This window comes from Periweissella ghanensis (assembly GCF_918814755.1).
GTDB classification, from domain to species: domain Bacteria; phylum Bacillota; class Bacilli; order Lactobacillales; family Lactobacillaceae; genus Periweissella; species Periweissella ghanensis.
Genome location: NZ_CAKKNT010000023.1, coordinates 1 through 19,388, shown reverse-complemented (window position 1 = coordinate 19,388; position 19,388 = coordinate 1). Strand labels below are relative to the sequence as shown.

Sequence of the window (19,388 nt, the reverse complement as noted above, 5' to 3'; positions counted from 1 at the left end):
TTCTGGATTAGTTTTTTTGATTAATGGTTAATTACTTACCTTTACGACCGCGAACGATGAACTTAGTAGAACGTGCGTTAACGTTACGAGTCTTCTTACCGGCAGTCTTCTTACCCCATGGAGACATTGGAGAAGGACGACCAACAGGCGCTTTACCTTCACCACCACCGTGTGGGTGATCGTTAGGGTTCATTACAGATCCACGAACGTGTGGACGTTGACCCTTCCAACGGTTACGACCGGCTTTACCCCAGTTAATCAATGAGTGTTCTGAGTTACCAACTTCACCAATTGTGGCGCGGTTAGTAGCAAGAATCATACGAACTTCACCAGAAGTAAGACGTACAAGTACGTACTTACCTTCTTTACCAAGTAATTGAGCTGAAGTACCAGCTGAACGAACAAGTTGTCCACCCTTACCTGGCTTCAATTCGATGTTGTGAATCAAAGTACCTTCTGGAATAGCTGACAATGGAAGGGTGTTCCCTACCTTAATATCTGCATTCACACCTGATTCAACAACCATACCTACCTTAAGACCCTTAGGTGCAAGGATGTATGCTTTAACCCCATCAGAGTAAACGATCAAAGCGATGTTTGCAGTACGGTTTGGGTCGTACTCAATAGCTTTAACAGTTGCTTTGATGTCGTCCTTAGTACGCTTAAAGTCAATAATACGGTAAGCGCGTTTGTGTCCACCACCACGGTGACGAACAGTCATGTGACCGTAAGAATTACGACCACCAGACTTTGATTTTGATTCCAACAAGCTCTTTTCTGGCTTTGACTTAGTGATTTCAGCAAAGTCTGAGCTGGTCATGTTACGACGACCGTTTGTTGTTGGTTTGTACTTAATAATAGCCACTATCGATTCCTCCTATATTAGATTTTATTCTTCAGTGAATAATTGAATTTCTTTAGAATCTGCTGAAAGAGTAACGATAGCCTTCTTACGCTTCTTAGTGTAACCTGAGAAACGACCTTGGCGCTTTAATTTACCCTTCACGTTTGCTACGTTGATTTTAGCAACCTTAACTTCGAAGATTTCTTCGATAGCTGATTTAACTTGCGTCTTAGTAGCGCGTGTATCAACGTCGAATGTGTAACGCTTGCTATCTAAACCAGCCATAGTAGCTTCAGTAATGATAGGGCGTAAAATGATATCGCGTGCGTCCATTATGCAAGCACCTCCTCAACTTGAGCGAGTGCTGATTGAACGATGAGCAACTTATCGTTGTTCACAACGTCCAAGACGTTAACGCCCTTAGCAGTCATAACAGTTACGTTAGTAAGGTTACGAGCTGATAAAGCTGCGTTTACGTTTTCATCATCAAGCACTACAAGTGTCTTTTCGTTTACATTCAAGTTGTTCAATACAGCTTTGAATGCTTGTGTCTTTGGTGCGTCGAAGCTAAGTGCGTCAACTACAACCAATTTGTTGTCAAGAACCTTTTGAGAGAGGACTGACTTAAGCGCCAAACGGTAAACCTTCTTTGGCAACTTGTATGCGTATGAACGTGGAGTAGGTCCGAAGACGATACCACCACCACGCCATTGTGGTGAACGGATAGAACCTTGACGGGCACGACCAGTACCCTTTTGACGCCATGGTTTCTTACCACCGCCTCGAACAGCTGAGCGGTTCTTAACGGCGTGAGTTCCTTGACGGAGTGACGCGCGTTGCATAAGAACTGCGTCGAAAATAGTGTTGTTGTTTGGTTCGATACCGAATACGGCAGCGTTCAATTCAACTTCACCAGCGTTTGATCCGTCTTGCTTAAATAAAGCTACTTTTGTCATTAACTAATTCCTCCTCTCTGAATTACTTGCTCTTTACTGAGCTCTTAATAGTAACAAGTGACTTGTTAGCACCTGGTACGTTACCCTTAATCAAGATAACGTTGTTTTCAACATCAGTACGTACGATGCTCAAGTTTTGAACAGTACGCTTGTTGTTACCCATGCGACCAGGAAGTAACTTACCCTTGAACACACGGTTAATAATTGCACCGAGTGAACCAGGACGACGGTGGTAACGAGAACCGTGAGCCATAGGACCACGAGATTGACCATCCTTCTTAATGTTACCTTGGTAACCATGACCCTTAGTGATACCAGTTACATCAACTGCTTCGCCTGCTTCGAAGATATCAACTTTGATTTCGTCTCCAACAGTAAATTCCCCTTCTGCGCCGCGAATTTCACGAATGAAGCGCTTAGGGGCCGTGTTTGCTTTCGCAACGTGACCTTGTTCAGGTTTGTTTGAAAGAACTGCGCGTTTATCTTGGTAACCAAGTTGAATTGCTTCGTAACCATCGTTTTCGATAGTTTTAACTTGAAGCACAACGTTTGGAGTTGCTTCAACAACAGTTACTGGGATAAGTTCGCCGTTTTCAGTGAAAACCTGAGTCATACCGACCTTACGGCCTAAGATTCCTTTGGTAGTCATGACTAACCTCCATGTAATTTGTTAAAATAAAATTTTTTAAAGCTAAATCAGATCAAATTATAATTTGATTTCGATGTCAACACCGCTTGGTAATTCAAGCTTAGTCAAAGCATCAACTGTTTTAGCAGTTGGGTTAACAATATCAATCAAACGCTTGTGAGTGCGCATTTCGAATTGTTCACGTGAATCCTTGTGCTTGTGTGGTGAACGTAACACCGTGTAAAGAGTACGTTCAGTAGGCAATGGGATAGGACCTGAAATTTCAGCACCTGTCCGCTTTGCTGTTTCCACAATCTTTTCAGCAGATTGATCAAGAATCCGGTGTTCGTAAGCCTTTAAGCGAATACGAATCTTTTTGTTTGCCATTTTTAATTCCTCCTTCGTCTATTTTCTAATAAGACTAGCTCCATGGGAGTTACCGTCATACGAGTCCGTGGCAACGTAACCGCGTGTGTCGCAATCTTCCACATCATAGCTGAATGTTGATACATCAAGATCGGAGGATAATTTCTTAGCCTCGTCTCGCGTACTAGAATATAATACCGTATCCTTTGCAGAAACGCAACACATTTGTGTGCTTTTTTTAAATAAATTTTTACAGTACCTTTTTTAGGTTTTAATTACGCTATACTATAGAAGAAAACCTTCCATTTTTAATTATAAAGGAGGCCGCTTATGGCTAAAGCTTTACTTATTATCGACTATACTAACGATTTTGTCGCCACTGATGGGGCCTTAACTGTTGGGGCCCCTGCTCAAGCGTTGGCTAATAAAATAAATCAACTTGCGCAGGAATTTTTAGTGGCGGACGATTATGTTATTCTACCAACTGACCTTCATAATGCAAACAATCCGTTCGAACCCGAAGCAAAACTTTTTCCACCTCATAACTTAGCGGGTACATGGGGCCGGCAATATTTTGGTGAGCTAGAGAGTTGGGTCCAAGCTAACAAATCTAACGAACATGTCTATGTCTATCCTAAGAATCATTATAATAGCTTTGCGAACACTAATTTAGATAATTACTTACGTGAACGCAACATCACCGAACTTCATTTCGTAGGTGTCTGCACGGATATTTGTGTCTTGCATACCGCGGTAGCTGCTTATGATTTAAATTATCATGTCACTGTGCATGCTGATGGCGTTGCTACTTTTGATCCTACAGGCCAAGCGTGGGCTTTACGCCACTTTCAAAACAGCTTAGGCTTTACTGTGGTCGATTAGTAACTGAATTGCGTAAATAAAAAACCGTAGCCACGGGCTACGGTTTTTTATTTTTAATTAGTGACGGTTCATTTTAAACTCTAAATACAAATCATTGTATTGTTGGGTTTTATATTGACTTAAGTTCGTGTAAACTTGGTCACCCTTAATCATGTCATCATCCGGATAAAATTCCTTTTGATCCGTAATTGATTTTGGTAGTAATTTTTTAGCTGCCCAGTTAGGCGTTGAGTAACCAATGTATTCAGCGTTTTGCGCGGCATTTTTAGGTTCATTAATAAAGTTAATAAACTTATAGGCGGCGGCCACGTGTTTGGCATTCTTAGGAATTACCAGATTATCAAACCACAAGTTGGTGCCACCCTTAGGAATGACATAGTGTAAATGGCTATTTTCAGCAATCATTTCAGAAGCATCACCTGAATATCCCACCGCAATTGCGGCTTGATCTTGCGCCATATACATTTTAATTTCATCAGCAGCAATTGCTTTAACATTTGGTGTCAACGCATCTAACTTACCTTTAGCCGCTAATAAATCAGCATTGCTGGTAGTATTCACTGATTTGTGCATTGAAATTAAAGCAAATCCAAAGACATCCCGGGCGTCATCGGTAAGCATAATATCATTACGGAATTTAGGATTCCACAAGTCATTCCACGTTTGGACATCTTTAGCTTTAACATACTTATCATTATACGTAATTCCCAAGGTACCCCAGAAATATGGTACCGAATAAGCATTATGCGGATCAAAGGCCCGGTTCATAATAAAGGGATCATAGTATTTAAGCGTGGTTAATTTACGATGATCTAACTTCTGTAATAAGCCGAGTTGTTTCATCTTTTGGACCGTGTAATCTGATGGCACCGTAATGTCGTAACTGGTCCCACCTTGTTGAATTTTCGTCAACATCGCTTCATTACTATCAAAGGTATCGTAATTGACTTTAATTCCCGTCTGTTTTTCAAATTTGGTAATTAAAGCGGGGTCAATGTAGGCCCCCCAATTATAAATGTTTAAGACTTTGCCACTGTGGCCGTCACCAGTTGCAGCACTTTGTGCATTTTCAAAATGTTTGGCTCCTAATGCTAACAAACCGGTTGCTAACAAAATCCCTAACGCTGCGTAAATTAATTTTTTCATCCACGACCACGCCCTTTCTTACTTTTGCGCGTAGTGTTGTGTTGGTTAATAAAGAAGTAACCCGCTACTAGCGCTAACGAAATCAAGAACATCATGGCTGATAACGCATTAATTTCCAAGCTCACTCCTTGCCGGGCCCGTGAATAGATTTCAACCGCTAATGTTGAAAAACCATTCCCGGTCACAAAGAAGGTTACCGCAAAATCATCCAATGAGTACGTAAAGGCCATAAAGAACCCTGCCGCAATCCCTGGTGTTAAGTAAGGCAAAATAACGCGGGTGAGCACTTGCCAACTATTAGCCCCTAAATCTTGGGCAGCATCAATTAATGAACTATTCATTTCATTAAGCTTTGGCAAGACCATTAAGACAACAATTGGAATTGAAAAAGCAATGTGACTCATTAATACCGAGCCAAATCCTAAACTCAATCCCAATAAAGTAAAGAAGATTAAGAAACTGGCCCCGATAATAACATCGGGTGATACTAATAAAATATTGTTCAATGACAATAATAAATTTTTCAAAAATGAATTGCGGACACTAAATATTCCTAAGGCCCCAAACGTTCCAACAATTGTCGCTAATAACGATGATAATAACGCAACTACAAACGTATTCAAGACAATTTGCAACATCCGATCATCGGCAAACAATTCGCCATAGTGGACTAATGAAAAACCAGAAAAATTCTGCATATATTGTCCAGCATTGAAAGAATAAAAAATTAAATAAAAAATTGGGCTATATAAAATTAAAAACATGATTACTAAGTAAACATTTGCCCAACGGCTTTGTTTTTCAACCATTATTTACGCCCCCGTTTCTTGCGTTCACGCGTTAAGGCCATCGTGATAATCATCGCAATAATCAAAACGACCCCAATCGTTGAACCTAAACCCCAGTTTTGGGTTACTAAGAAGTGTTCTTCAATCGCTGTCCCTAACGTAATCACACGATTACCACCAATTAAGCGGGTAATCATGAATAATGATAGTGACGGAATAAAGACCGCTTGAATCCCTGCCCGAATTCCATCAGCAGAAAGTGGTAAAATCACGCGGCGGAACGTTTGCCATTTAGTGGCCCCTAAATCATAACTGGCATTAATTAAACTACGATCAATTTCATTAATTGAGTTAAAAATGGGCAAAATCATAAAAGGAATTTCAATATACGCCGCTACGAGCACAAAACTAGCTTCTGTGAACAATAACTGTTGGGGCGCAAAACCGAGTAATTCAATAAAATGATTAATAGAACCATCCTTTGATAACAATCCAATAAAGGCATAGGTCTTTAAGAGTAAATTAATCCAGGTTGGTAAAATAATTAACAACAACCAGAACTGCTTATATTTTAAATTACTTAAAAACAAAGCCGTTGGAAAACTAACAATTAACGTAATTAAGGTAATCAAGAATGCATACCAAACCGAATTAAAGGTCATCTGTAAGTAAGTTCCTGATCCTAAGAAATCTTGATAGTTAGCAAGCGTAAAGTGATGTGAGATTGAAAGAAATGATTCCCCTAACATCAAAACAATTGGCGCACCAACAAACAAGATTAGCCATAAGCTATATGGAATGAAATAAAATAACCGATTCTTCAACTCACAGCCTCCTTATTCTTCATAGTTTTCTAAACGCGCATCAAAATCATCTTCTGATTCATCAAAACGCATAATGTGAATATCTTCCGGATCAAACGTCAACCCTTGTCGCGAATTCAATACTGATGGATTAGTTGCTTGAATACGCCATTCATTGTTGTCATCATCATGGGCACTAATTTCATAGTAATCCCCACGGAATGATTGGGCATCAATCGTCACAATTAACTTACCATTTTCTGGCGTCGTTAAATCCAAATCTTCCGGTCGTAAAACAACTTCGACACGTTCATTTGGTCGCATACCCGCATCAACATTTTCAAATTCTTTACCAGCAAACATTACTTTATAATCTTCGCGCATCACTCCATCAATAATGTTACTTTCACCAATAAAATTAGCCACAAAGTGATTGATTGGTTCATCATAAATATCAACTGGCGTGCCATTTTGTAAAATCTTACCTTCATTCATCACAAAAATCCAATCCGACATTGCAAGCGCTTCTTCTTGATCATGTGTGACAAAAATAAAAGTAATCCCTAGCCGTTGTTGTAATTCACGTAATTCATATTGCATATCTTTACGTAATTTATAATCTAAAGCTGACAATGGTTCATCGAGTAATAACACTTCTGGATCATTAGCTAATGCCCGAGCAATTGCCACCCGTTGTTGTTGTCCACCTGATAATTCATCAATACTGCGATCTTCGTAACCTGCCAGTTGAACCATTTCCAACATTGTCGTTACTTTTTCTTTAATTTGGGCTTTATTAACCCCTTTTAAAGTCATTCCAAAAGCGACATTCTCAAATACATTCATATTTGGAAATAAAGCATAGTTTTGAAAGACCGTATTAACTCGCCGCTTATTAGCAGGCACATCATTAATCCGTTTACCATCAAAAATAATGTCCCCGCTGGTTGCACTTGAGAAACCCGCAATCAACCGTAAAATCGTCGTCTTACCACTCCCTGAAGGTCCGAGTAAGGTATAGAATTTTCCAGCCTCAATTGTTAAGTCAACCCCGGTTAACACCTGGGTTTCTTCATAACTTTTCGTAACATTCTTAAACTCAATAATTGTTTGCGTCATTTAACCAGTTCCTTTTCGTATTTTTTGTTTAAAAGTTAATAATAACTGATATAACTTATTTTAGATACTTTTATGAGAATAAATCAAATAAAAAAGCTATCGCATTGCTGCGATAGCTTTTTAGGCGAGATGATTATTCACCATCTTTACCGTTCTTTTTGATAATATCTTCTTGGATGTTCTTAGGAACAGCTTCGTAGTGGTCAAATGCCATTTGGAAAGTACCACGACCTTGCGTTGATGAACGTAAAGTAGTTGCGTATCCAAACATTTCTGACAATGGAACCTTCGCGTGTAACATCATAACGTTACCACGTGATTCTTGACCTTCAACAAGTCCACGACGAGCTGAAACGTGACCCATAACATCTCCCAAGTTATCTTCAGGAACAACGATGTCAACCTTCATGATTGGTTCAAGGATAACGGCACCAGCTTCCTTAGCGGCGTTACGCAATGAAAGTGAAGCGGCAATCTTAAAGGCTGCTTCAGATGAATCGACATCGTGGTATGAACCATCGTACAATTTGGCTTTCAAGTCAACCAATGGGTAACCAGCCAATGGACCAGCATTCATTGCTTCCTTCAAACCAGCTTCAACAGAACCGATGTATTCACGAGGCACAACCCCACCGACGATGGCGTCTTCGAATTCGAAACCTGCACCTTCTTCGTTTGGTGAGAATTCAACCCAAACGTCCCCGTATTGACCCTTACCACCAGATTGGCGTTTGAAGAATCCACGAGATTGAACAGTCTTAGTAAAGGCTTCACGGTAAGCAACTTGAGGAGCACCAACAGTTGCTTCAACGTTAAATTCACGCTTCATACGGTCAACGATGATATCCAAGTGAAGTTCACCCATCCCTGAGATCAAAGTGTCACCAGTTTCTGGGTTAGTTTCGGCACGGAATGATGGATCTTCTTCAGCAAGCTTTTGCAATGCGTTAGACATCTTATCTTGGTCGGCCTTAGTCTTAGGTTCGATAGCCAATTGGATAACTGGTTCTGGGAATTCCATTGATTCAAGGATCAATGGACGATCAACAGCAGTCAATGAGTCCCCAGTAGTAGTGTCCTTCAAACCGATAGCGGCAGCAATGTCACCTGAGAATACTTCATCAATTTCAGTACGGTTAGTTGCGTGCATTTGAAGCAAACGACCAACACGTTCACGTTTGCCCTTAGTAGTGTTAAGAACGTATGAACCTGATTGTAAAGTACCAGTGTAGACACGGATGAAAGTAAGACGACCAACGAATGGGTCAGTCATAACCTTAAATGCCAAGGCAGCAAATGGCTTGTCATCATCGGCAATCAAGTCAACTTCTTCTTCAGTATCTGGATCAGTTGAAACATATGGCTTAACTTCAAGTGGTGATGGCAAGTAGTCAACAACCGCGTCAAGCATCATTTGCACACCCTTATCCTTGTAGGCAGAACCTGCAAGAACTGGGAAGAATTCTAAGGCCAAAGTAGCCTTACGGATAGCAGCCTTTAATTCGGCAACTGTGATTTCTTCACCTTCAAGGTATTTGTCCATAATGTCTTCGTTAACGTCAGCAATTGCTTCGATTAATTCGTTACGCTTTTCTTCAGCTAATTCTTGGTAATCAGCTGGAATTTCGCGCATTTCCCAAGTTTCACCAAGGGCATCAACTGGGTATTCAGCTTTCATTTCAAGCAAGTCGATGATGGCTTCAAAGTCATCTTCGGCACCGATTGGCCATTGAACAGCCTTTGCGTTAGCTTGCAAACGTTCGCCAAGTGAGTCAACTGACATTTGGAAGTCAGCACCCATCTTGTCCATCTTGTTAACAAAAACAACACGAGGAACGTCGTAAGTAGTTGCTTGTCGCCAAACAGTTTCAGTTTGTGGTTCAACCCCTGCAGCACCATCAAGAACGGCTACGGCACCATCAAGCACACGGAGTGAACGTTCAACTTCGATAGTAAAGTCAACGTGACCTGGAGTATCGATGATGTTAACACGGTATGGGTTTTTGTCAAATTGGTTGTGGAAACCGTGCCAAACAGCAGTAGTAGCGGCTGATTGGATTGTGATACCACGTTCCTTTTCTTGATCCATGAAGTCCATTTGTGAAGCCCCATCGTGGGTTTCACCGATCTTGTGGATTTTACCAGTGTAGTATAAAACACGTTCAGTTGTAGTAGTCTTACCCGCATCGATGTGGGCCATGATACCGATGTTACGAGTATGGTCGAGCGGGTATTCACGCTTGTTTGCCATTTTGGTTATTCTCCTCTGGAAATTTTAATTATACAATACGACAAAATGTAAAAATATACAACAAAATTGACTATCAAATTTTATATGATAGCCAATCCTGAAATCTTACCAACGGTAGTGAGCAAAGGCACGGTTGGCTTCCGCCATCTTGTGAGTGTCTTCACGTTTCTTAACAGATGCACCAGTGTTGTTAGCTGCATCCATGATTTCCTTCGCAAGACGTTCGTCCATAGTGTGTTCCCCACGCAAACGAGCGTAGTTAACCAACCAACGAAGACCAAGAGTAGTACGACGGTCAGGACGTACTTCGATAGGAACTTGGTAGTTAGAACCACCAACACGACGTGCTTTAACTTCAAGCACTGGCATGATGTTGTTCATAGCTTCTTCAAAAACTTCTAATGGATCGTTACCAGTAGTAGCTTTGATAGTATCAAAAGCTGAGTATAAAATAGTTGAAGCAGTTCCGCGCTTACCATCTAACATAAGACGGTTGATCAAACGAGAAACAAGCTTTGAGTTGTAAATTGGATCGGGCAATACTTCGGCCCGTTTTGTATAACCTTTACGTGGCATATTACGTTACCCTCCTATTAGTTTTTAGGTTTCTTAGTACCGTACTTAGAACGGCTTTGACGACGGTTATCAACACCAGCAGTATCAAGCGCACCACGGATGATGTGGTAACGAACCCCAGGTAAATCCTTTACACGGCCCCCACGGATCAATACAACAGAGTGTTCTTGTAAGTTGTGGCCTTCACCAGGAATGTAGGCAGTAACTTCGAACAAGTTTGAAAGACGAACACGCGCGTACTTACGTAAGGCAGAGTTAGGCTTCTTTGGAGTCATAGTACCAACACGGGTAGCAACACCACGTTTTTGTGGGGCTGGTGTGTTAGTTTGCACTTTCTTTTGGCTGTTGTAACCAAAATTCAAGGCAGGTGAGCTAGATTTAGTTGTTCGGCTCTTACGTCCTGAACGAACCAATTGGTTAATTGTAGGCATCTAAAATGCTCCTTCCCATTTTCGTTTGTTTTATAAGTTTTAGTCCACACATCCAGGAGTATCATTTTTTAAACAAAAAAATAATCCCGAAAGATATGGCTTTGCTGATGGCCCTTCGAGGCAGTCAGCACGGCTGAAATGGTCGCAACCATCAGCGATAACTGTCCTGTAAAAAGCACAACTATAAATATATCACTTGGCACCCTTAACGTCAACAAATTAATTAATTTTTTTGCTATTTATTGCAACCCCCCGTACTTTACTAACTAGTTTACTTATTAAGGAGCTCAATTATGCAAACCATCTTTTTTATGATTGTAATCACGCTCATTAGCGCCTGGGCGTTATGGGATTGCTATCCAATTAGTCCTAACCTAGTGTCCGCACCAACTACCACCCGCCTATTATCCAATAGTACGCTACTTTCTTGGCCACTTGTTACTACATTATTGCTGATTAGTAATGGGTTAATGTTGTTACTTAAAACGCATTTGCATTCATATCCGATCACTTTAATAACTTTGACCCTGCTCGTACTTTGCTTGCAAGATTTAGTAACTAGCTACGTCAACATTATTTTTGCCTGGGGGCTTTTAGGTTTACTGATTTATCATCAACTTCCTAATTTAACCATTTATCAGCTTAACACCCTCGGTTGTCTGAGCTTAATTCTACTAATTTGTATTAACTTTGAGATTCTTGGGAGCGGTGATTTACCAATCATCTTAATGCTCCACCTTGGATTGCCTGCCTTAACTTTTAGTTATTTATTAATTTTAGCCGCTAGTTTAACGGCCGGATGGTTGCTTATCGCGCGGCGGCGGGCGGTGCCTTTTGTTCCAAGTCTTAGTACCGCCTTTTGGAGTTTATTGGTGTTAGATTTTATATAGCAAAAAAGCCTTGGAAAACGAGTTTTCCAAGGCTTTCTTTATTATCTTACTTTGATTCAGCTTCAAGTTGAGCTTCGATGTCAGCAATTGAGTAGACACCTTCAGCAGTTGCTGATGGTGTAGCAATTGTTTTTGACTTAATGTCACGGTATTGTTGCATACCAGTACCGGCAGGAATAATCTTACCGATAATAACATTTTCCTTCAACCCGATCAATGGATCGTTCTTACCACGAATAGCGGCATCAGTAAGCACACGCGTTGTTTCTTGGAATGATGCGGCTGACAAGAAACTGTTAGTTTCAAGTGAGGCCTTAGTAATACCAAGAAGCACTGGACGTGCCGTTGCTGGAATACCACCCTTGATTACTGTTTCAGCAACAGCATCGCGGAAGTCGTTGATATCCATCAAGTTACCTGGAAGTAAGTCAGTATCACCCGGATCCATCACGCGAACTTTACGGAGCATTTGACGCGCCATAACTTCAACGTGTTTATCTGAGATTTCAACCCCTTGCAAACGGTAAACCTTTTGGATTTCACGTAAGATGTAGTTTTCAGTTGAAAGTACATCACGCACTTGAATCAAGTGCTTAGGATCAACAGAACCTTCGTTCAACGCATCCCCACGGTGAATGTGATCACCTTCGCCTACACGCATGCGGGCTGATAATGGTAATGTGTATGTCCGGCTGTCAGTATCACCAGCAATCGTGATTTCCTTAGTCCGTTCAGCTGGGTTTTCCTCGATTGATTCAACAATCCCAGTAACTTCAGTAATTTCAGCACGCCCTTTAGGGTTACGTGCTTCAAAAATTTCTTGGACACGAGGAAGCCCTTGAGTGATATCGTCCCCGGCAACCCCACCGGTGTGGAAGTTACGCATTGTAAGTTGCGTACCAGGTTCACCGATTGATTGCGCAGCCACAGTACCAACTGCTTCCCCAACTTCAACTTCATCACCAGTGGCCATGTTACGTCCATAACAACGTTCACAAACCCCGTGCTTAGTGTTACAAGTGAAGGCTGAACGGATAGTTACCATTTGGATACCAGCTTCAACAATTGCTTTAGCTTCATCTTCTTGGATCATATCGTTAGCTTTAACAATCACCGCACCAGTTTCTGGATTCTTGATTGACTTCATTGCGTAACGACCTAAGATACGGTCATAAAGTGATTCGATTACTTCGTTTCCTTCCATAATGGCAGAAACGTCAAGACCACGGTCAGTACCACAGTCAACTTCACGAATGATAACGTCTTGGGCAACGTCAACCAAACGACGAGTCAAGTAACCAGAATCGGCAGTCTTCAAGGCCGTATCAGTCATCCCTTTACGAGCCCCGTGGGTTGAAATAAACATTTCAAGCACTGAAAGACCTTCACGGAAGTTGGCAATGATTGGCAATTCCATGATTCGTCCGTTAGGCGCAGCCATCAAACCACGCATCCCGGCAAGTTGAGTAAAGTTAGAAATGTTACCACGCGCTCCTGAATCTGACATCATGAAGATTGGATTATTTGAATCGAAACCTTCAATAAGCTTTTGTTGGATTTCATCCTTCGCAGCGTTCCAGATTGCAATAACACGTTCGTATCGTTCATCGTCAGTAATCAATCCACGACGGAATTGCTTAGTAACAACCGCAACCTTTTCGTGGGCGGCATCAACGATTTCATTCTTTTCTTTTAATTCAGTAACGTCGGCAGCCCCAACAGTTAAACCTGAAATAGTTGATTCTTCATAACCTAAGTCCTTCATACGGTCCAAGAGTAATGAAGTTTCAGTAACCTTGTAACGCTTGTAAACTTCAGCGATGGCATCAGATAAGAAACCTTTCTTAAATGGTGCTACAACTGGTTGGTCGCGCAAGAATTCTTTCAAGTTAGTACCTGGTGCGATGAAGTATTTATCATCAACCCCAGTTGTTAAAGCAGCTTCAGTTGGTTCGTTCAAGTAGAAGAAGTCGCCTGGTAAGATGTTGTTAAAGATTAATTTACCAACAGTCGTTACCAAGATCTTGCTACGTTGGTCAGCAGTAAATGGCTTATCTGCTGGGAAGCTTGAAGTTTGCACCCCAATCCGAGTGTGCCAGTGGACATACTTGTTTTGGTACGCGATTTGGGCTTCGTTAAGATCCTTAAAGATCATCCCTTCACCTTCACGACCAGCTTCTTCAGTAGTTAAGTAGTAGTTACCGATAACCATGTCTTGTGATGGCGCAACGATTGGCTTACCATCTTTAGGCGCCAAGATGTGACCAGCGGCAAGCATAAGCAAACGAGCTTCGGCTTGCGCTTCATCAGACAATGGCACGTGGATGGCCATTTGGTCACCATCGAAATCGGCGTTGTACGCTTCAGTAACCAATGGGTGAAGACGCATCGCTTTACCAGAAACAAGCACTGGTTCAAAGGCTTGAATCCCTAAACGGTGAAGCGTAGGTGCCCGGTTCAATAGAACTGGGTGTTCCTTGATAACATCTTCCAAGACGTCCATAACATCATCATCACGACGATCGATCTTACGCTTAGCATTCTTAATGTTAGAAGCTAATTCACGTGAAACCAATTCCTTCATGATAAATGGTTTGAACAATTCCAACGCCATTTGACGTGGAAGACCCATTTGGTTCATCTTCAAGAAAGGACCAACGTCGATAACAGAACGACCAGAGTAGTCAACCCGCTTACCAAGCAAGTTTTGACGGAAACGTCCTTGTTTACCCTTCAACATGTGTGAAAGAGATTTCAATGGACGGTTACCTGGACCAGCAACTGGACGACCGCGACGACCGTTATCAATCAAGGCGTCAACAGCTTCTTGAAGCATCCGCTTTTCATTTTGAACAATGATACCAGGGGCATTAAGATCTAACAAACGCTTCAAACGGTTGTTACGGTTAATAACCCGACGGTATAAATCATTCAAGTCAGAAGTTGCAAAACGGCCACCTTCAAGTTGCACCATTGGTCGTAAATCAGGTGGAATAACTGGAATAACATCCATTACCATCCAGTCAGGACGGTTACCTGATTTCAAGAAAGCTTCGATAATGTCAAGACGACGAACGGCACGAGTCCGTTTTTGTCCTGAAGCTTCTTTTAATTCGGCTTTCAATGCTTGTGCTTCCTTAGCCAAATCAACATCAGCAAGTAATGTTTGAATAGCTTCGGCACCCATAGCAGCGCTAAATTCGTTACCGTATTCAGCCTTTAATTCACGGTATTCACGTTCTGAAAGTAATTGCTTCTTTTCAAGTGGTGAGTTACCAGTTTCAGTAACTACGTATGAAGCAAAGTAAATAATTTCTTCAAGTGAACGAGGACTCATGTCAAGCACAAGACCCATCCGTGAAGGAATACCCTTGAAGTACCAAATGTGCGTTACAGGGGCAGCAAGTTCAATGTGTCCCATACGTTCACGACGTACTTTAGCACGCGTAACTTCAACTCCACAACGGTCACAAACAATACCCTTGTAACGAATACGTTTGTATTTACCACAAGCACATTCCCAGTCCTTGGTTGGTCCAAAGATGCGTTCGTCAAAGAGTCCATCTTTTTCAGGTTTTAAAGTCCGGTAGTTAATTGTTTCAGGCTTCTTAACTTCACCATAAGACCAGCTGCGAATTTTGTCTGGTGATGCCAGACCAATTTGCATGCTTTCAAACTTATTAACATCAATCAAAGGATTGACCACCTTTCATTATTCTTGTTCGATTGTATCAGTTGCCGGCTTCGCTGTTTCAGTATTTTCAGCAGCGTGTTCAGCAGCATACTTAGCAAGGGCGTCAACGTTTACAACGTCATCGTCGTCTTCGTCCATATCACGGAGTTCAATTTCTTCTTTATCTGCATCCAACACCTTCATATCAAGACCAAGTGATTGCAATTCTTTTACAAGCACGCGGAATGATTCTGGAACTCCAGGTTGTGGGATTGGTTCACCCTTAACGATCGCTTCATAAGTCTTAACACGACCAACAACGTCATCTGACTTGTAAGTCAAGATTTCTTGAAGAGTGTAAGCAGCCCCATACGCTTCAAGGGCCCAAACTTCCATTTCCCCGAAACGTTGTCCACCAAATTGCGCTTTACCACCAAGTGGTTGTTGCGTAACAAGTGAGTAAGGTCCGATTGAACGGGCGTGAATTTTATCATCAACCATGTGGGCAAGCTTCATGTAGTGCATTGTCCCAACGGCGATACGGTTATCAAATGCTTCCCCAGTACGACCATCGTAAAGGACCGTCTTACCATCAGCTGGAAGACCAGCTTCACGAACAGCGTCCCAGATATCTTTATCTGTGGCACCATCAAATACTGGTGAGGCCATGTGAATACCTAATGTCCGAGCAGCCATCCCCAAGTGCAATTCAAGCACTTGACCGATGTTCATCCGTGAAGGCACACCCATGGGTGAAAGCATGATATCAATTGGGGTACCATCTGGCATGTACGGCATGTCTTCTGATGGCACAACGATTGAAACAGTACCCTTGTTACCGTGACGTCCCGCCATCTTATCCCCAACTTGAATCTTACGTTTTTGGGCGATGTAGACACGAACCATCATGTTAACACCTGGTGAAAGTTCATCACCGTTTTCACGAGTGAAGATCTTAACGTCTTGAACGACCCCTCCACCACCGTGAGGTACACGAAGTGATGTATCACGAACTTCACGAGCTTTTTCACCAAAGATGGCGTGAAGCAAGCGTTCTTCGGCTGATAATTCCGTCACACCCTTAGGAGTAACTTTACCAACTAAGATATCACCATCTTCAACTTCGGCCCCGATACGGATAATACCCATTGCATCAAGGTCTTTTAATTGTTCTTCCCCAACGTTAGGGATTTCACGAGTCATTTCTTCAGGTCCAAGCTTTGTGTCGCGGGCTTCTGATTCAAATTCTTCGATGTGAATTGAAGTGTAGACATCTTCACGAATCAAACGTTCGTTCAAGATGATGGCATCTTCAAAGTTGTAACCTTTCCAAGTCATGAAGGCAATCAATGGGTTTTGACCCAAGGCTAATTCACCTTGTTCCATTGATGGACCGTCAGCAAGGACTTCATCGGCATCGACCATTTCACCAACACGCACAATTGGGCGTTGGTTGTAGTTCTTACCTGAGTTTGAACGACGGAACTTCATCAACTTGTAAGTGTCTAATGAACCATCTTCGCGACGGATACGAATTTCGCGACCGTCAACGTATTCAACTTGACCGGCATGCTTAGCAATCATGGCAACCCCTGAATCGTGGGCCGCTTTATATTCAATACCAGTACCAACAAGTGGTGCGTGTGGGTTAACCAATGGCACCGCTTGACGTTGCATGTTGGCTCCCATCAAAGCACGGTTTGAGTCATCGTTTTCCAAGAAAGGAATGTTGGCTGTCGCCACGGCAACTACTTGCTTAGGTGAAACGTCCATGTAATCAACGTTTTCGATTGAAGTTTCAATATTGTCATCGGCATCACGGGCCATTACAGCTGATTCAACAAATGAACCATCATCATTCAATGGTGTGTTGGCTTGCGCAATAACAAAGTTATCTTCTTCATCAGCAGTTAAGTAATCGATTTTTTCAGTAACCTTGTGATCATCCCATGAAACACGACGGTATGGTGTTTCAACGAATCCGTAACGGTTAACCTTTGCATATGATGAAAGGGAGTTAATCAAACCGATGTTAGGACCTTCAGGAGTTTCAATTGGACACATCCGGCCATAGTGCGTGTAGTGCACGTCTCGGACTTCATATCCGGCACGGTCACGCGTCAAACCACCAGGTCCAAGCGCTGAAAGACGACGTTTGTGTGAAAGTTCTCCAAGTGGGTTAGTTTGGTCCATGAATTGTGACAATTGTGATGAACCAAAGAATTCCTTGATTGAAGCAACCACTGGTCGAATGTTAATTAATTGTTGTGGGGTCACTGTTTCGGCGTCTTGAATTGACATCCGTTCGCGAACCACACGTTCCATCCGTGATAAACCAATCCGGAATTGGTTTTGTAATAATTCACCAACTGAACGGATCCGACGGTTACCCAAGTGGTCAATATCATCAGTTGCGCCAAGACCTTCTTTTAAGTTAAAGAAGTAGTTCATTGATGCGATAATATCGGCTGGAGTAACTGTCCGCGTTGTTGCGCCAATGTGGCCGTTACCAATTACCAAGAGTTCCTTTTCAGGATCGTTTGGTGATTCAACTTTAATTGTTTGAATCGTCATTGGTTCAGTCACAACGGCATCTTCAGTTGGATAGAATGTTGTCGCCTTGAAATCTTCCTTATCAAGGAATGGTGCCAAGTCAGCCATTACATTCTTGTCAATCTTAGTACCCTTAGCAGCAATAACTTCACCAGTTTCTGGATCAGCTAAAGTTTCAGCTAATGTAAGACCAAGTAAACGGGTCTTTAAGTTCAACTTTTTGTTGATCTTGTAACGACCAACTGGAGCTAAATCATAACGTTTTGGATCAAAGAAACGTGCTGTCAACAATGAACGTGATGAATCAGCTGTCTTTGGTTCACCTGGACGTAGACGTTCGTAAATGTCTTTCAAGGCTTCTTCAGTACGTGATTCAGAAAGTTCTTTGTGAACATCCTTTTCAAGGGTGTTCATCAATGAATCGTATGATGAGCTAAAGATTTCCAAGATATCGCTATCTGAAGCAAATCCAAGCGCACGTACTAATTCAGTCAATGGAATCTTACGAGTCCGGTCAATACGGACGTATGCCACATCTTTGGCATCCGTTTCAAATTCCAACCATGCACCACGGTTAGGAATTACCGTTGTACCGTAACTTGGGCGGCCGTTTTTGTCGAGTTCTTCATTAAAGTAAACCCCAGGAGAACGAACTAATTGTGAAACAATAACACGTTCTGCCCCGTTAATAATGAAAGTACCTTGGTCAGTCATTAATGGGAAATCACCAAAGAAGACATCTTGTGACTTGATTTCGCTGGTTTCGTTGTTAATTAAACGTAAAGTTACGTGTAATGGAGCTGAGTAGTTGGCATCGTGTTCACGTGCTTCTTCAACTGTGTACTTAGGTTCCATTAACTTGTAGTCAACAAATTCCAATGATAATTTTCCTTGGAAGTCTTCGATCGGAAGAATGTCGTTAAACATTTCCCGTAACCCCTCGTCTAAAAACCATTGATATGAATCTGTTTGAATTTCGATTAAGTTAGGCAAATCAAGAATTTCTTTGATTCGCGCGTAACTGCGACGGGTACGGCGCTTGCCGTTTTGAATTAAATGCCCTGCCAAAATTGGTCACCTCATCTCAAATTTTTGCCCTACGTTTACGTCCTGAAATATTACATTATGATTACAAATCACTATATAACCAAATTCAAGGCATAAAAAAGACAACTTGCAGCTTTTTCCGAAGCTCCAGTTGTCTTAATATACAGGTTTCTGCGGACAATATATCACAAAAGCCATTTTTATTCGTAGTTTGTTCTCTATATATGTTACTAAAAATTCCAACTTCTTGCAAGTAATACTTGACATTTATCGCAAAAAATATTATTTAGCAAAAAGTTATGCCAAAATCCATACTAACAGGCCAATAAGGGGTTGTGACATAACCCTATAAAAAAAGGGCCACTAAATGAAATTTTAAATTTCATTTAGTGGCCCTTTTAGATATAATCAAAAGAAAAAAGCATCGGGTGCAAC

At 41.7% G+C, this 19,388-nt stretch carries 16 protein-coding genes; 2 read left to right on the top strand and 14 right to left on the bottom strand.

Annotated elements, in window-relative coordinates; translation table 11 throughout:
• Positions 1 to 31 precede the first annotated feature (31 nt).
• Genes rplB through rpsJ form a run of 5 tightly spaced genes read right to left on the bottom strand, consistent with a single transcriptional unit; the run spans position 32 to position 2,815 of the window.
• The gene (gene rplB, locus LQZ76_RS07520; protein WP_230096649.1) at positions 32 to 865 is read right to left on the bottom strand and encodes a 50S ribosomal protein L2; all 834 of its coding nucleotides are present in this window, start codon (positions 863 to 865) and stop codon (positions 32 to 34) included.
• Between the two features lie 24 nt (positions 866 to 889).
• Entirely contained in the window at positions 890 to 1,177 is a 288-nt protein-coding gene (gene rplW, locus LQZ76_RS07515) for a 50S ribosomal protein L23 (protein WP_168722259.1), read from the bottom strand.
• A complete protein-coding gene (gene rplD, locus LQZ76_RS07510; RefSeq protein WP_168722260.1) occupies positions 1,177 to 1,800 on the bottom strand; it encodes a 50S ribosomal protein L4 in 624 nt (207 codons plus the stop codon). The genes rplW and rplD overlap by 1 nt, the downstream gene beginning before the upstream one ends.
• Positions 1,801 to 1,822: 22 nt before the next feature.
• The gene (gene rplC, locus LQZ76_RS07505) at positions 1,823 to 2,449 is read right to left on the bottom strand and encodes a 50S ribosomal protein L3 (RefSeq protein WP_230096651.1); all 627 of its coding nucleotides are present in this window, start codon (positions 2,447 to 2,449) and stop codon (positions 1,823 to 1,825) included.
• A 57-nt stretch (positions 2,450 to 2,506) separates the two neighbouring features.
• Entirely contained in the window at positions 2,507 to 2,815 is a 309-nt protein-coding gene (rpsJ, locus tag LQZ76_RS07500; RefSeq protein ID WP_133363110.1) for a 30S ribosomal protein S10, read from the bottom strand.
• A gap of 309 nt (positions 2,816 to 3,124) precedes the next feature.
• Between rpsJ and LQZ76_RS07495 the strand changes: the two genes are divergently transcribed.
• A complete protein-coding gene (locus tag LQZ76_RS07495) occupies positions 3,125 to 3,676 on the top strand; it encodes a cysteine hydrolase family protein (RefSeq protein WP_230099125.1) in 552 nt (183 codons plus the stop codon).
• 57 nt (positions 3,677 to 3,733) lie between these two features.
• Here the strand turns inward: LQZ76_RS07495 and LQZ76_RS07490 are convergent, their stop codons facing one another.
• From LQZ76_RS07490 to rpsL, 7 genes are all read right to left on the bottom strand, one after another.
• Entirely contained in the window at positions 3,734 to 4,822 is a 1,089-nt protein-coding gene (locus tag LQZ76_RS07490; protein WP_230099124.1) for an ABC transporter substrate-binding protein, read from the bottom strand.
• Complete coding sequence (locus tag LQZ76_RS07485; RefSeq protein WP_230099123.1) at positions 4,819 to 5,631, bottom strand: ABC transporter permease; 813 nt, start codon at positions 5,629 to 5,631, stop codon at positions 4,819 to 4,821. The genes LQZ76_RS07490 and LQZ76_RS07485 overlap by 4 nt, the downstream gene beginning before the upstream one ends.
• Positions 5,631 to 6,434: an ABC transporter permease gene (locus LQZ76_RS07480; protein WP_230099122.1), complete on the bottom strand. Its 804-nt coding sequence runs from the start codon at positions 6,432 to 6,434 to the stop codon at positions 5,631 to 5,633. Before LQZ76_RS07480 ends, LQZ76_RS07485 begins: the two co-directional genes overlap by 1 nt.
• Before the next feature lie 12 nt (positions 6,435 to 6,446).
• Positions 6,447 to 7,532, bottom strand: coding sequence for an ABC transporter ATP-binding protein (locus LQZ76_RS07475; protein WP_230099121.1), 1,086 nt, complete (start codon positions 7,530 to 7,532; stop codon positions 6,447 to 6,449).
• Between the two features lie 133 nt (positions 7,533 to 7,665).
• Entirely contained in the window at positions 7,666 to 9,783 is a 2,118-nt protein-coding gene (gene fusA / locus LQZ76_RS07470; RefSeq protein WP_230099120.1) for an elongation factor G, read from the bottom strand.
• Between the two features lie 105 nt (positions 9,784 to 9,888).
• The gene (rpsG, locus tag LQZ76_RS07465) at positions 9,889 to 10,359 is read right to left on the bottom strand and encodes a 30S ribosomal protein S7 (protein WP_168722268.1); all 471 of its coding nucleotides are present in this window, start codon (positions 10,357 to 10,359) and stop codon (positions 9,889 to 9,891) included.
• A 17-nt stretch (positions 10,360 to 10,376) separates the two neighbouring features.
• Positions 10,377 to 10,790, bottom strand: a complete 414-nt coding sequence (gene rpsL, locus LQZ76_RS07460; RefSeq protein ID WP_230099119.1) for a 30S ribosomal protein S12 — start codon at positions 10,788 to 10,790, stop codon at positions 10,377 to 10,379.
• A 293-nt stretch (positions 10,791 to 11,083) separates the two neighbouring features.
• On the opposite strand from rpsL, the gene LQZ76_RS07455 reads away from it, so the two are divergent.
• Positions 11,084 to 11,680, top strand: coding sequence for a hypothetical protein (locus tag LQZ76_RS07455; protein WP_230099118.1), 597 nt, complete (start codon positions 11,084 to 11,086; stop codon positions 11,678 to 11,680).
• A gap of 46 nt (positions 11,681 to 11,726) precedes the next feature.
• On the opposite strand, the gene rpoC is transcribed toward LQZ76_RS07455, so the two are convergent.
• Positions 11,727 to 15,374 carry a DNA-directed RNA polymerase subunit beta' gene (gene rpoC / locus LQZ76_RS07450; RefSeq protein ID WP_168722271.1) on the bottom strand — a complete coding sequence of 1,216 codons (3,648 nt, stop codon included), beginning with the start codon at positions 15,372 to 15,374 and terminating at the stop codon, positions 11,727 to 11,729.
• Positions 15,375 to 15,392: 18 nt separating this feature from the next.
• The gene (rpoB, locus tag LQZ76_RS07445; RefSeq protein ID WP_230099117.1) at positions 15,393 to 18,974 is read right to left on the bottom strand and encodes a DNA-directed RNA polymerase subunit beta; all 3,582 of its coding nucleotides are present in this window, start codon (positions 18,972 to 18,974) and stop codon (positions 15,393 to 15,395) included.
• Positions 18,975 to 19,388: the final 414 nt, after the last annotated feature.